This is a genomic window from Paenibacillus marinisediminis, from assembly GCF_054343325.1.
The window spans coordinates 125,375-138,958 of the sequence record NZ_JBTGUH010000006.1; the positions used below are offsets into that span (position 1 = coordinate 125,375).

Below are 13,584 nucleotides of genomic sequence, written 5' to 3' on the forward strand. Positions count from 1 at the left end.
CCCTCCCTTTACTCATCTATTACTTCCAAAATAATTGCTATAAGGCGTATAGTCAGCCAGCACTTCATCCACCTTGCGCATGCGTTCCTCCAGACTGCCCCGCAGCGTGATGTATGGAATGCGCCGCTCCTTCAGATCCGCGATAATCTGTTTATGGAATACGTGGCGCTTCTGATCGCCGCTGCGGTCCCATGTATCGTCATATGGAATATCGTCATCACATAGGAAGAATAGGTCGTATCGCTTTGCATTTTCCAATGCCAATCGGGTTAACAGCTCCGGCGCCTGACCGTGATAATCGAGAGCAAACATATACGTTGTGATCGCATTCGTATCAACAAACAGATAGCGATTCGCTTCAAGTAACGCCTTCTCTTCCCGCTCGATATGCCCAACTGCGATCTCGTCGAATGCCGCTAGGCCAATTCTTCGATCCACCTGATGCTCTGTCCAGTAATCCCGGCCATACTCACTAGCGAAGGTTGTCTCGTACCGCGCAGCCAGCGCTTCTGTTATCGTCGACTTCCCGGTGGACATCGCCCCTACGAACACCACCTTCGTGATGAGATCGCGGTATACGATATCACTTATATAAGACCGATGCTCATAGGGATTCGAACGGATCATTGTAGCAGAAATGGGCACCTGCGCCCGTGGTTCATCTACTCTTCTATCTATCGCCCCTAACGCTAGACTCATATGCTCGCCATAGAACTCACTGGAGTAGAAGTGTGTGACCTGTTCGCCATTTAACAGCCCAAGAATATATTGCTCTTCTCTAATCTCATGCTCTCTATCATTCGAATAACCGTCTGGTCCGTCCCAAGCTTCGATCACTCTTGCCGTCGGGTACAGCTTGCGAATCCAATTCGCCCGGATGTGAAGCGGAATCGTGGTTACTTCTGTATCGTAAATGACGACAATCAGTTCATCGACTTCCTTCAGCGCCGTCTCGATCATGAATTGATGGCCCTTGTGCAACGGTGCAAACTTCCCTAATGTTAAACCTAGTGTCTTCATAACGCCGCCTCCCTAGCACCCTTGCTCCAATTGTAGTATCCATAGATCGCATTGATTAAGTAGGCGCTCCACATCACGATCATCAGCATGCCGTCTGGACTGCCATCGATCGTTCGAATGATCCACAACAGCACGGTAAATATATTCAGAATGATATAGACCAACCATTGCTCCTTATATCGTCTGACCATTAGAAATGTGGCGATGATCGAGAGAATGGTCGTTGTTGCATCAATATACGGTGAATTCTGAGTTGGAATGAAGGATAGCCCGAAGCCGAGTCCAGCGCTGCCGATCACACACGCTAGGATGACCATGAGCACGCCTCTGATGTTCATTTGCCGCATAGTCAGCTTGCCGCCCTGTTGATTCTTCTTCCACATGATGAACCCGATCACATTCATCGGAACGAAGAACAGCAGATTCAGCATCACTTCGCCGAACAGTCCGTTCGTATACGACAGATAGGCATAGCCGAATGTATTGTACATACCGAACACATACGTCATCAGGTTGCCCTTAGCCGCTAACATGACACACCATACACCTGTGAAGAATACCGTGAATCCAAACAGCGAGTCCTTCGTCAACACCGTCAATACAATAGCTACGCTGGAGAACAGCGCTAACCATACCATTTCATACAGATTCCAGCCTCTCCAGCTCCATCTCTCCTTCATCCTAATCCCTCCATATTCCGTTTGAATAATCGCGAAGGTCGATGCCCTGCATGCTGCGTGTACTGATCTGTCTCGATGACGAGCTCCGCGATCTTGCGTCTGAAGTTTGCCTTCAATAACTCTTTATCCAATATGATCTCGTATACCTTCTGAAGCTCCGTTAATGTAAACAGCGCAGGCATAAGATTGAACGCGATATTCGTGTACTCTACCTTCCCCCGTAGTCGCTCGATGGCATAGGCAATGATCTTGGCATGGTCAAATGCAATCTGGCTCGATGCCGCCACGGCATAATCGGTCGTTACGGTAAATTCATCAGCTGTCTTCGTGCATACGATCTCTGCTTCGAGTCGAATGTCGCCATGGGAAAGGTTTAAGAGCCAGGTCGATTGCTTAACGCTTCCCACTGGCAGCATCTCCTTCACTTCACGCAGGAGCTTATATTGAACATCGAACCATGCGACGTCCGAGGCATCATCGCCTGCCTGAATCGTAAGCTTGCTGCTGTCCACCAGCGCCAGGTAAGAGCAAGAGATGACCCACGTTCTCGGATCGCGGCCAGGGTCACTGAACGTGTACAGCTGCTCCAGATATACATCGCTAACCCCGGTCTCCTCCGCAAGCTCCCGCTGGGCAGCCTGTTCCGTCGTCTCGTGGGGTTTAACGAACCCTCCGGCAAGCGCCCACTGTCCGATGTAGGGATGCTCGCCGCGCTTAATCATGAGCAGCTTCAAGCTCTTCTCCGGCAGCTTCCGATAGTTGTCTTCCTCCTCGCTAGAAACAGCGAACACCGCTATGTCAGTGGCAACGGAGGGGCGCTCGTAGTCTCCAGCATCATATTGCTTCAGGAATTCCGCTTCCGTTAGCCCTTGTTTATTAAGTGGTTCCATGGCAAGCACCTCTTATTTTCATTTTGATATTATCAATTGGTTAATAACAATGTAACATATGATCATTCACCAATCAAGCCAAATTTTTCTAAGTATCCAGTTGAATGATGAGGCAACAAAAAAACGCCCAGCATACCGCTTGGCGCCCTATCGGACTAACCCCTGATATAAGGTATTATTCCACCCCATTCTGGAAAACCTTGATGGTATCATTCAAAATCTAACAGAAAAGCCAAGGCAGGGTGATTACTTATGTTTTCTTTAATAAAACGTTTAATGGGAGAACGCAATACAAAGTATCAAACGCCTAAGGATCCCAGCTCTTCTCAGGAGATCGTTCCTATCAGCTCCAAACTTACCGCTAACTTAAACCGCCTTGAGCAATTGTTCAATCTAACTCCAGAATTGGTCATTCGTCGGATCCAAGCCGACCAAGCAGGAACTTCAGCAGCACTCGTATACTTGGACAACATGGTCGATATACAGGAGATTAACAATAACATCCTTCGTGAACTGATGCACGGAGCGACAGAACAGCAGATTCAATCACCCCAAGTCAGCTTGGGCAGCATTCGTATGGCATCGGATTGGAATAAAGTCGAAGATGCCATTCTGCAAGGGAATAGTGTGCTATTTATCGATGGACAATCCAATGCCACTATCTATGCTACGAAGGGAGGTCCCCAAAGGAGCGTCGAAGATTCTAAGATTGAAGCATCTCTTCGAGGGGCTCATATCGGCTTTGTCGAATCAGGGAGCCAAAATATCGCGTTGATTCGAAGATATATCCCTAACCGAGAGCTAAAGATCAAAGAACTTACCGTAGGTCGACGCGGCAAAACGAAAGTCTCGATCTTATATTTGGCAGATGTAGCTGATCCCAAGCTGCTCGAGGAACTTGAATTGAGAATTAATCAAGTTGATACCGATGCCATTACCAATACAGGCGAATTAGCTGAATTCATCGAGGATAACCCGTATTCACCTTTTCCTCAGCTCTTGTTAACAGAGAGACCTGACACATCCGCAGCCAATATTCTGGAAGGCAAATTCATTGTTGTTGTAGACCGATCTCCCACGGTAATGGTTGCTCCTGCAAGCTTTATCTCTTTCTTTCAAAGTGTGGATGATTACAATAGCCGATGGCTTATTGCTTCATTTATTCGAGTTCTCCGTTTCTTTGCTTTAGGAGTTGCTCTGTTCTTGCCTGCAACGTATATTGCGTTGATCTCATATAATTACGAGGTAATTCCGTTGCAGTTCATTCTATCGATTGCCCAGACAAGAGCGGTTGTTCCATTCCCGCCATTCTTTGAGGCTATTCTAATGGAAATTACGATCGAAATGATGAGAGAAGCGAGCATTCGACTGCCTACTGCCATCGGTCAAACCATTGGCATAGTAGGAGGTATCGTTATCGGTCAGGCTGCTGTGCAAGCAGGACTTGTCAGCAATATTATGGTCATTATCGTTGCTACTACAGCGATCGCATCCTTTATTATTCCTAACTATGATATGGGTGCGGCAATTCGGCTTCTTCGGTTCCCTATGATGATATTAGCTTCCATGTTTGGAATTGTGGGGATTGTTACGGGAGCAATCATCTTGACTGTACATTTCGTATCTCTTGAATCGTTGGGGACCCCTTATGGAAGCCCTTTGGCACCGTGGAGAATTGCTAATATGAAGGATGCATTTATTCGTCTACCTATATGGAAGATGAGTAAGCGTCCTGAAAGTAAAGGCAACCTGCAATCCGTCAGACAGAACAGTCAGAACAGTCAGCGAGGTGAAGAGAACTCTTGAAAAAATATGGGCTTAGTGATATCACTTTCATGCAATTTGTCTTTATCATACACGGGACCCAAGTGGGAATTGGAATATTTGCTCTTCCCAAGTATCTGGCTGAACAAGCTGGAACAGATGGTTGGATATCCCTTGTCCTTGGCTGGCTCATTAACGTAATTGCCGGTATCATCATTGTGCTGATATTTAGAAGATATCCCGATGATACACTAGCGGATCTGATGATCCGCTTATTCGGCAAGTTTATCGGAAAGGTGCTCCTCATTCCATTTATCCTTTACTTTGCATTTTTCACCTATAACTTACTCACATTGACGATGCTATACATTAAACAATGGTTTCTGCCTCTCACTCCCGATTATCTGGTCATGATCTTATTGACAATTCCTGGTTTTTTTATAGCTGGAAAAGGGATTCGTATATTAGGTCGGTATTGTGAGCTGGTTTTTTACATGTTCATCCTGATGTTCTTATTCTTGCTGGTTCCTTTGAAGGACAGCCACTGGATTAATCTGCTTCCGTTCGTCAAGGAAGGTTGGGGACCTATATTAAAAGGAGCGCAAGCGGCTACCTATTCCTTCCTCGGCTTCGAGGTCATATTTTTCATATACCCATTGCTGCAGACAAAACATCTCGCTATTCGCGGAGTCGTCATTGCCAATACCATCACAATTATCGTATATCTGGCAGTCACCTTGACTTGCTTTGCCTTTTTTAGTCCTGACGAGATCACATCCTATAATCAGCCTGTGTTCAACTTGTTGAAAAATATCGAATTTCACTTTCTCGAGCGTTTTGACATGGTTTTTTTGGCTATATATTTGTTCGTAGTTACGACATCTTGGATTCCATATATGATGGGAATGGCCATTAATACTGCTCATTTACTTGGGAAAAAAGATTCTAGTTCTTTCGGTGCTCTATTGTTGCTGCTGATCATCATACTCATCTACTTCCTTCATCCTTCATGGCATAAGACAGACCAAGCGATCACGTTCATTAGTAAGGCAGGGCTTGGGGTCGCCTATGTATTTCCACTCCTGCTTTACTTATATATAAGTGTGCTTAATTCCTTACAACGGAGTGAATCCCAGTGAAGCGTGTTTGCTTATATAGTCTACTGTTGTCACTTTTCCTCCTTGCTGGCTGTACAGATCGAATTGATATTGAAGATATATCACTATCCTTATTATTAGGAATAGACCTCGATGATGAGAACAACCTTATTATTTCATCATCGAGTCCTGTCTTTCATAAGGAAGCCATTGAGAAGCAAGAGACGACTGTCGTTAAGGCCATCTCGATCAGACAATCAAGACAAGAATTCGATTCCACCATCACAGCCTTGACGAGTCGAGGCAAGGTTCAAGTTATACTCATTGGCAAGCGAGTGTTTGAGCATGAGGATTGGTTCAATCTCCTGGATACCGTTTATAGGGATGGCAGGAACCCATCATTGTCCACTGTTGTCATGGTAGATGGTCGCGTTGCGGACATCTTCTCACTTAAACCTAAAGACAAACCGCGTCTCCCTGTATATTTGATGAACCTAATTAATTCTTCCCTTAAAGTAAACATTACCGTTAAAACATCACTTCAAAAGCTTCGTCGTCAATATATGGATAAAGGGGTAACTCCCAGCATAACTGCGTTTAAGCCAGATAGTGATGTTAAAATAACGGGCACAGCATTATTGGATGAATCGGGCATATATAAAATGACCCTCAATCCTAATCAAAATATGCTCTTACGAATCTTACGGCATGAAACGGATGGCTTGTTCACGTTTACCATTACTCTGCCAGATCAACATAATAAGGGTTTATTCCACGAAAATAGATTAAGCTTCTACCCCGAAAAGATCAGTGTCAAGACAAAGACAGATTACGTGGATGACCGATTTACATTCAATGTTGGAGTAAAGATGAAAATTATCGTGAATGAGCGCCTATTCGACTTTGAAGACAAGAATGGCATTCATGAGTTGGAACAACAAATTCAAGACGAACTCAAGAAGAACTTTGAGTTGCTGATTAAGAAGATTCAAGCCGCAGAGATCGATCCGATTGGATTTGGCCCGTTTGCAAGAGCCTATGAATATGCGCAATGGAAAAAAGTGCAGGATGATTGGGGTGCGGCTTTATCTAAGGCAGATGTCCATGTGAACGTAAAGGTAGCGATCAACGGTATGGGAACAATCAAGTAGCAAAAAAGGGGCTGCCCCTTAGTCATTTTTTAGCATCTCAGCGGACACACGAGCCGTTATTTGTGGCGAAAACCACTAATTCGCCATACTAGCGGACTGTAGAGCCGTTATTTGACCCGAATAAGCAGTTTAGTGCCAGTTTTGAAGCAAATAGCGTCTTCTGTGTCCGCAAACCTCCCCAAAACAACCCGAAATCATGAAATAACGGCCCCTGTGTCCGTTTAGTCGGGCTATGCGGTCTTTATGATCATGCTGCCACGCTATGGTGCCACCCAATGATGCAATCAGCTTATCGCCCACTGTTTCCTGGCACAAAGCGCACTAAAAAACCGCTGATCCAGTCTCATCGACTAGTTAAGCGGTTTTTTAGTGGTGTAGAAACAAAGAAGGGTTGTTTTAGGACAACCCCTTATCTATTTTAACCTTGCGATTCCATCGCTTGCATACGATTCCTATACCTTTTTCACAAATTCTGACTTCAGCTTCATAGCTCCGAATCCATCAATCTTGCAGTCAATATCGTGATCCCCATCAACCAGGCGGATATTTCTCACTTTCGTGCCTATTTTAAGGGTCGAAGAGCTTCCCTTTACTTTAAGATCTTTGATAACCGTTACGGTATCGCCGTCATTCAAGACGTTGCCGTTCGCGTCACGGACAACCTTGATATCTTCATGATGATCGCTGTCAGCTTCCGGACTCCACTCATGCGCACATTCTGGGCAAACCAACAAGCTTCCATCTTCGTATGTGTATTCTGAACTGCATTGCGGACAATTAGGTAAATTAGACATGTGATTAATTCCTCCATTCTTTACTGTTAATTCTAGCATATACGAAATATTTATTCGTTTCCTTTTTATAGGAATATAATACTGTGCCTACTGAACTGGCCTACTTCAAAAATTGTTTCTCTGAATACCCCATATTTGAGTCGAAATATAAACTGTGTCGTATTACAATATATTGCATAGGAAAATTATAGAATTGCGAGAGGAGTTATCCGCATGGCAATCATAGATGTCGTCAAATTCAATGGCCCTGCAGGTGTTCTGGCCTGGAAATACCCAAGCGAGGAGCTATCTACATGGACACAGCTCATCGTCAACGAGTCTCAAGAAGCAATCCTCTTTAAAGGAGGTAAAGCGCTGGATTCGTTCGGTGCTGGACGACACACCTTATCTACTCAGAATATACCGCTTCTATCTTCCTTCGTTAATCTACCGTTCGGGGGCAAGTCGCCATTTGCTGCTGAGGTTTGGTTTATTAATAAAGCTCATTCACTAGATATCAAATGGGGTACGCCATCCCCTATCCAATTACAGGACCCTAAGTATCAGCTCCCCGTCTCGGTAAGAGGATTCGGTCAATATGGCGTGCAGATCGAGAATGCGCGGCAGTTTCTCATTAAGTTGAACGGCACACTTCGTGTATTTGATTATGACACATTAGGGAAACACTTTAACGGCATTCTCCTGATGAACATCAATAAGTACATATCAAGCTACCTTGTACATAAGAAGATTAGCATCTTGGACATTAATGCGTATGTCGAAGATATCTCGAAGCATATGCAGGAAAGCGTAGGGCCTGTATTCGCAGAGTATGGCATTCGACTCCTCAACTTCAATGTGCTCTCTATCAACGTCCCTGATGACGACCCTGCCACTATCCGGCTGAAAGATGCGCTGGCTAAGCGTGCGGAGATGGATATTCTCGGCTATACCTATCAGCAGGAACGAACGTTTGACACGCTCGAAGGAGCAGCTAAGAGTCCTGGCACTGGTTCTTCCATGATGGATGCAGGAATCGGGGCGGCAATGGGCTTCGGCATGGCGCAACCGATCGGCGGCATGTTCTCGCAATTAGCGAACCAGATGACCACATCCAATGCGCAGCGCACCTGTGCCAAGTGTCAGACAGTAAACCATTCTGACGCCCGTTTCTGTTCGGCCTGCGGGAACTCCTTGGCGGTCGAATCAACCGCCGCGAATGCGCTTACCTGCAATAACTGCGGTCAGTCAATGTCACCGAACTCTAAGTTCTGTCCGCACTGCGGCGATGCTTATCATGCATGTCCGAATTGCAAAGCTGATAATCCGAAGGATGCACGCAGCTGCACTCGTTGCGGAGCTTCATTAGGTATCCCATGCCCTCAATGCAGTGCAATGGTAGCGCCTAATGCTAAATTCTGCCCAGAATGCGGATCAAGCACGACTTTACAATGCGGGCAATGTCAGACTGAGGTGCAGCCAGGACAGAAGTTCTGCTTAGAATGTGGACATAGGTTGATTTAATAGGGAGGGAAATAGAGTGAATCGATTCCGTCATTCAGGACTAGTAACTGCCTTATTCGCTTTTGTATTGCTCATTACTCTGTCTTTATTCTTAGCTCTCGGTTTACCAACATTGTTTCAGCCACATTGGTGGATATCACTTGCTTCACTGTTGTTAGTTGAACTGACCGCATATATCTATTCGATGTTCTGGGCTCGCAATAATAATCAAGTGAATCAGCAAGTTCCGGGCTATCTTGCAATCGGCACCGTGATTGGATTGTACGCCGCAGTCGTGATTGCGAATATCTTGCTGTTCTGGCTGGTATGGGAAACGCCCATTATCGTGTATCTCACGATTCAGATCATAACAGCCGCTCTTGCCGCAATCGGAGTCATCATTGCCATCATGACTCGGAACTATATCAATGATCAAGATACGGAAGTCAAGAATCAGACCGAGTTGATGCAGCAGATTGAGCTGATCGTATCCTCTGTGGCATACGAGCTGTCAGAGCTTAATCACACCGAACTCGCGGACATCAAACGCAAGGTTATACGCTTGGAAGAACAAGTGAAGTACAGCGATCCTGTCAGTCATCCATCTATAGTTCCCTTAGAAGAGAGCATGCTGTGGCAAGCCACTGAGCTTCAACGATGTGTGCTGAATATACGGAACAACAATCAAGGCGACTATCAGACGGAGCTGCCATATAGATTGATCCAAGATATTCTCAGTGACTTGAACAAACGCAATCAGCAGCTGTTGACTCTAAAGTAAGGGGGAGATTCCATGGGTCCAGATAATAAACCTGCAATTAGTAACTTAGCTGTTATTCTATGGCTCATATTCTGTTTTCCAATAGGGATACCTCTCCTTCTTATACGCTTATTGAGACATCTGAATTATACACATCTAAAGATAATGGATATTAAGATATTAGCGAACTTTCTCCTCGTTATTTTTCTAATTCTTAGTTTCCCCATAGCGACGGGTTTTGTTCAGTATCTGCAAGAGACTGATCAGGGTCCATGGGGATATATTATGATTTGGCTGCTTTTTGGATTACCCTGCTTCTTGTGCTACTACTTGGCATACCGTATGAACAAAGGATTAACCGGACGATTTAAACAATATCATTCTCTTATCTATACGCAGCGTGTAACCTATATCCCTGAGATCTCGGAATATGTGAAGAAGAGGCATGCCGTAGTCGTCAATGAGCTCAGACGCATGGCCTATCTTCGGCAGCTACCAGATGTCATAATTGATCCTTCATCCATGTACGTGCAAGTAAGGGGAGCACAACGAATGGAGGATCATTCGGAGTGGATAGACGATCTTCAGGGTACAATCGAGGCTGCTTTCACCGCGGTCTTTACAGAACCACAAGCTGCGGCACCGAAAGCCGCAGAACCACAGCTGCCTAAGACGATATCCTGCTATGGATGCGGTTCTAAGACTCAGTTGAAGCCAGGTGAGCAAAAGGAATGCGAGTATTGCGGCTCATTACTGCATTATACATAAACCGAACACCTATGGATTAGCAAGAAGAGGGATGCTGGAGCTAACGCTCCGACATCCCTCTATGTTCGACCACCTATTATGTTCGCGCGACAATCATAAAGCGTTTGGAATTCGTTCGAATCCCCTTGTTCGTTGAATGATCCTTGATGAATTGATCCAGTACAGCAAAGTCATCTTCTCGACTGCCGAAGTCTGGAACGATCGGCGTGTGCTTCAATAGAAACAAGAGATCCTCGTACGTCTCGTAATATTCCGCAGCATCATATTCGTACGACTGAATCTCGCGAAATCCCGCTTCATGCAGCTCGATCATATACTTCTTCATGAGTGCCCCGTCTTCAACCGTTATTCGTCTTCTTCCAAATGCTTGGACGAGATTCAGCTTATCATGCTCACTCACTTGCTGTGTCAGGAACACTCCGCCATCTACTAAGACACGAGCTGCTTCTGATGCGGAGAATGGCGAGTGCCGGCAAGATACGACGTTGAAGAATCTCTCTGGGAACACGAGCTCGCTGGCGTCCATCTGCAGGATGCGTACATTCGATACGCTGGACCTGCGCACATTGGCATGTGCGGCCTCAACCATTCCAGCCGAATTATCGACTCCTACTAGCAGCATGGCGGCATCCGCTATAGACAGCAGCGCTTCCCCGCCGCCAGTTCCGATATCGAGCAAGATGTCCGACTTCTTGCATCTGCGGGATACTTCTTGTTGGAAGTTCCACGCCGCTCCTTCCGATATGCACTTCACTTTGCTGAAGTTCCACCCATTCAATTTTCCGACGCGGTCATAAAAGGCTCTGTATTCTACTTCATTCATCTATTCTCAATCCTCTCCATGAAATAAACAAAGCCAAAGGACTATAGTGCTGCCGAATAGGAGCCGATGATTGTTCATCAGTCCCGTTATTCAGGCAACCCTCGATATCCCTTGGCTAGAAATATAAGGGATGACAACCGACACCATTCAACGTTATAGTTTTCATAGGATCAAAAGGGCAGAGAACCCCCTTGATAGCTGGTACGCGTGTTATCCAGCCCGAAAACTATATACCTCGAACGATACGGAACGACATCCCATTCACCTCATTAGAAAAGATTATATATAGTATATTGGCAAGCGTAGCGTTATACAAGCGCTTTTTGCGTGACTGCACGGCTTGTGGATTAATCATAGCTATAGAATCTCATTTTATTCAATGGAGGGTTTGAACATGCTGCTTATATCCGGGTTGATCGTCTGGTGTCTCTTCTATGGAAGCTACATGCTCAAGATGCTGCTGCAGAGACAGAAAGGGATATCGACCAATCGAATGGGCAAAGGCACAAAGGAGCGCAAGACTTTTATCATTGAGTCCGTACTTAAAGCTGCTACATATGCATTAGCCGCCGTACAGATCATTAGTATCCTACTTGATACATCTCTCGTCTCTAATCCGACTGTTCGTTGGGCGGGTATTGGCATTGCACTGCTAGGGACAATCGTGTTCATCACCGCGATGTCGACCATGAAGAGCAGCTGGCGTGCTGGCGTTGATGAAACGCAGCAGACGAATATGATCACTACCGGCATCTATCGTTTTAGTCGCAATCCCGCATTCTTAGGCTTTGATCTGTTATACATCGGTCTAGGATTAGCTTATTCCAATATCGCGCTTATACTGTTGAGTGTGCTTACTATCGTTATGCTTCATCTTCAGATCTTGGAGGAAGAAAGATTTCTCCCCAAGGCCTTCGGGAACGAGTACATAGAGTATAAACATAAAACGGGGCGTTACTTTTGGCTAATATAAACAGGAGGCAGTCATGCATATGAATCGCGTAATGATAGTAGGCAGCGCAGGCAGCGGCAAGAGCTACTTATCGAAGAGGATCGCAGAGATTACAGGATACCCACTCACCCACCTTGATAATGAATTTTGGCAGCCCGGCTGGGTTCAGCTCCCGAAAGATCAGTGGATCGAGAAGCAAAAGTCGATGGTTTCGCAGGAAAAATGGGTGATTGACGGGTATTACGGCTCAACCATGAACATTCGCGCTGAAGCTGCGGACACGATCATATATCTGAATACCAATAGGCTGCTCTGCATGCTCAGAGTATTAAAGCGTCATGGCAAGAAACGATCCGACCTGCCGGATTACTGTGTGGAGAAGATGGACCTGGAGATGATTTCATTTTTGAAGTACATATGGACTTTCCCTAAGAAAAGCAGGTCCAAAATATTAGATTTACATCAACAGCACCCTGACAAACACTTGATCATTATGAATAGTAAGAAGGAAGTCGATCATTGGATAGAGCAGCTGAGGGATGAATTTGCTCATTAGCTCGACATGGATTACTTTGCATTAGAACATCATGATATGAAATGTGGAGGGTCTTATGGATAAGGTTAAAAAGATAATGGAGTGTGAGTCTGCTTATACGAGATGCTTCTCACACGTTGATGAGAATGAGGAATACATAACATATAGAGACCATCTCCTCCCCGATATGTATGACCACAACTATACTAGAATAAGAGAGCACATGAGTGAAACCAACCTAACGGATCTCATTGAACAAGAAATCATGCGGAGTCGTAGAGATGGTCATGATTATTGCAAGCTCATTATGGATGACCTCCCCAGTGAACAATATCTCTCCGCTCTCGCACATCAACCGGAGGTCACTAGATACGGTCATTACGTTTATAAGAAGCTGGGCAGTCCCGATTGGCATATAAATGATAACTGCTCAATCGTAAAGGTCGATAGTCGGGACATGCTCGAACATATCCTGCAGCTTGACTTGATTACCGATCAGCCATTGTATGGAGAAGATTTTTGCAGAAGACGGGTGCAAAGACGTGGACAGGTATATCTGTCTACTGCCGAATTAGATTCATATGTATGCTGTCTTGGTGATGACCCAATTGGCAATTGCGATCTATTTATCCATAACGGCACGGCTAAGATTGAAGACTTTGCAGTTACACCGTCACAGCAGCGCCAAGGATATGGAACGAGCATATTAAAGCATTTAATAGATACAGCTATTCTCTCTGGAGTAGATATGATCTATCTGACCGCTGATGAAGACGATACGGCTAAACATATGTATGAGAAGCTTGGGTTTGAAAAAACATGTGAAACTTACAGCTTGTTATTCCAATTATAAGCTCCATTCGACCTT

General features: G+C 45.2%; 14 protein-coding genes. 9 read left to right on the forward strand and 5 right to left on the reverse strand.

The features are described 5' to 3' along the window. Positions 1-12: 12 nt before the first annotated feature. The 3 genes from ACXX53_RS14880 to ACXX53_RS14890 are packed head-to-tail and all read right to left on the reverse strand — an operon-like array spanning position 13 to position 2,590. Positions 13-1,020: an AAA family ATPase gene (locus ACXX53_RS14880; RefSeq protein ID WP_458569447.1), complete on the reverse strand. Its 1,008-nt coding sequence runs from the start codon at positions 1,018-1,020 to the stop codon at positions 13-15. Continuing rightward, positions 1,017-1,700, reverse strand: a complete 684-nt coding sequence (gene pnuC, locus ACXX53_RS14885; protein ID WP_458569448.1) for a nicotinamide riboside transporter PnuC — start codon at positions 1,698-1,700, stop codon at positions 1,017-1,019. The genes ACXX53_RS14880 and pnuC overlap by 4 nt, the downstream gene beginning before the upstream one ends. Continuing rightward, positions 1,697-2,590 carry an NUDIX hydrolase gene (locus ACXX53_RS14890; protein ID WP_458569449.1) on the reverse strand — a complete coding sequence of 298 codons (894 nt, stop codon included), beginning with the start codon at positions 2,588-2,590 and terminating at the stop codon, positions 1,697-1,699. Before ACXX53_RS14890 ends, pnuC begins: the two co-directional genes overlap by 4 nt. Before the next feature lie 252 nt (positions 2,591-2,842). Between ACXX53_RS14890 and ACXX53_RS14895 the strand changes: the two genes are divergently transcribed. Genes ACXX53_RS14895 through ACXX53_RS14905 form a run of 3 tightly spaced genes read left to right on the forward strand, consistent with a single transcriptional unit; the run spans position 2,843 to position 6,602 of the window. Continuing rightward, positions 2,843-4,396 carry a spore germination protein gene (locus ACXX53_RS14895; RefSeq protein ID WP_458569450.1) on the forward strand — a complete coding sequence of 518 codons (1,554 nt, stop codon included), beginning with the start codon at positions 2,843-2,845 and terminating at the stop codon, positions 4,394-4,396. Beyond that, positions 4,393-5,493, forward strand: a complete 1,101-nt coding sequence (locus tag ACXX53_RS14900; protein WP_458569451.1) for a GerAB/ArcD/ProY family transporter — start codon at positions 4,393-4,395, stop codon at positions 5,491-5,493. The genes ACXX53_RS14895 and ACXX53_RS14900 overlap by 4 nt, the downstream gene beginning before the upstream one ends. Continuing rightward, the gene (locus ACXX53_RS14905; RefSeq protein ID WP_458569452.1) at positions 5,490-6,602 is read left to right on the forward strand and encodes a Ger(x)C family spore germination protein; all 1,113 of its coding nucleotides are present in this window, start codon (positions 5,490-5,492) and stop codon (positions 6,600-6,602) included. The genes ACXX53_RS14900 and ACXX53_RS14905 overlap by 4 nt, the downstream gene beginning before the upstream one ends. A gap of 452 nt (positions 6,603-7,054) precedes the next feature. On the opposite strand, the gene ACXX53_RS14910 is transcribed toward ACXX53_RS14905, so the two are convergent. After that, on the reverse strand, positions 7,055-7,396 hold the full coding sequence (locus ACXX53_RS14910) for a zinc ribbon domain-containing protein YjdM (RefSeq protein ID WP_458569453.1): 342 nt from the start codon (positions 7,394-7,396) through the stop codon (positions 7,055-7,057). Between the two features lie 213 nt (positions 7,397-7,609). On the opposite strand from ACXX53_RS14910, the gene ACXX53_RS14915 reads away from it, so the two are divergent. The 3 genes from ACXX53_RS14915 (at position 7,610) to ACXX53_RS14925 (ending at position 10,406) form a co-directional block, all read left to right on the forward strand. Then, positions 7,610-8,899 (forward strand): SPFH domain-containing protein, encoded by a 1,290-nt coding sequence (locus ACXX53_RS14915; RefSeq protein ID WP_458569454.1) that lies wholly within the window; start codon positions 7,610-7,612, stop codon positions 8,897-8,899. A 16-nt stretch (positions 8,900-8,915) separates the two neighbouring features. After that, complete coding sequence (locus ACXX53_RS14920) at positions 8,916-9,659, forward strand: hypothetical protein (RefSeq protein ID WP_458569455.1); 744 nt, start codon at positions 8,916-8,918, stop codon at positions 9,657-9,659. Between the two features lie 264 nt (positions 9,660-9,923). After that, positions 9,924-10,406 carry a hypothetical protein gene (locus tag ACXX53_RS14925; protein WP_458569456.1) on the forward strand — a complete coding sequence of 161 codons (483 nt, stop codon included), beginning with the start codon at positions 9,924-9,926 and terminating at the stop codon, positions 10,404-10,406. Positions 10,407-10,482: 76 nt separating this feature from the next. On the opposite strand, the gene ACXX53_RS14930 is transcribed toward ACXX53_RS14925, so the two are convergent. Next, the gene (locus tag ACXX53_RS14930) at positions 10,483-11,229 is read right to left on the reverse strand and encodes a class I SAM-dependent methyltransferase (RefSeq protein WP_458569457.1); all 747 of its coding nucleotides are present in this window, start codon (positions 11,227-11,229) and stop codon (positions 10,483-10,485) included. Positions 11,230-11,623: 394 nt separating this feature from the next. Here ACXX53_RS14930 and ACXX53_RS14935 point away from each other — a divergent pair, with 394 nt between their 5' ends. The 3 genes from ACXX53_RS14935 (at position 11,624) to ACXX53_RS14945 (ending at position 13,569) form a co-directional block, all read left to right on the forward strand. Continuing rightward, positions 11,624-12,202, forward strand: coding sequence for a methyltransferase family protein (locus ACXX53_RS14935; RefSeq protein WP_458569458.1), 579 nt, complete (start codon positions 11,624-11,626; stop codon positions 12,200-12,202). A gap of 19 nt (positions 12,203-12,221) precedes the next feature. Beyond that, a complete protein-coding gene (locus ACXX53_RS14940) occupies positions 12,222-12,737 on the forward strand; it encodes a hypothetical protein (protein ID WP_458569459.1) in 516 nt (171 codons plus the stop codon). 202 nt (positions 12,738-12,939) lie between these two features. Continuing rightward, positions 12,940-13,569: a GNAT family N-acetyltransferase gene (locus ACXX53_RS14945; protein ID WP_458569460.1), complete on the forward strand. Its 630-nt coding sequence runs from the start codon at positions 12,940-12,942 to the stop codon at positions 13,567-13,569. Positions 13,570-13,584 lie beyond the last annotated feature (15 nt).

Coding starts and splice junctions, on each gene's coding strand:
- ACXX53_RS14880 (WP_458569447.1), bottom strand. CDS start 1,020: ATGAAGACACTAGGTTTAACATTAGGGAAGTTTGCACCGTTGCACAAG.
- pnuC (WP_458569448.1), bottom strand. CDS start 1,700: ATGAAGGAGAGATGGAGCTGGAGAGGCTGGAATCTGTATGAAATGGTA.
- ACXX53_RS14890 (WP_458569449.1), bottom strand. CDS start 2,590: ATGGAACCACTTAATAAACAAGGGCTAACGGAAGCGGAATTCCTGAAG.
- ACXX53_RS14895 (WP_458569450.1), top strand. CDS start 2,843: ATGTTTTCTTTAATAAAACGTTTAATGGGAGAACGCAATACAAAGTAT.
- ACXX53_RS14910 (WP_458569453.1), bottom strand. CDS start 7,396: ATGTCTAATTTACCTAATTGTCCGCAATGCAGTTCAGAATACACATAC.
- ACXX53_RS14915 (WP_458569454.1), top strand. CDS start 7,610: ATGGCAATCATAGATGTCGTCAAATTCAATGGCCCTGCAGGTGTTCTG.
- ACXX53_RS14925 (WP_458569456.1), top strand. CDS start 9,924: ATGATTTGGCTGCTTTTTGGATTACCCTGCTTCTTGTGCTACTACTTG.
- ACXX53_RS14930 (WP_458569457.1), bottom strand. CDS start 11,229: ATGAATGAAGTAGAATACAGAGCCTTTTATGACCGCGTCGGAAAATTG.
- ACXX53_RS14935 (WP_458569458.1), top strand. CDS start 11,624: ATGCTGCTTATATCCGGGTTGATCGTCTGGTGTCTCTTCTATGGAAGC.
- ACXX53_RS14940 (WP_458569459.1), top strand. CDS start 12,222: ATGAATCGCGTAATGATAGTAGGCAGCGCAGGCAGCGGCAAGAGCTAC.
- ACXX53_RS14945 (WP_458569460.1), top strand. CDS start 12,940: ATGAGTGAAACCAACCTAACGGATCTCATTGAACAAGAAATCATGCGG.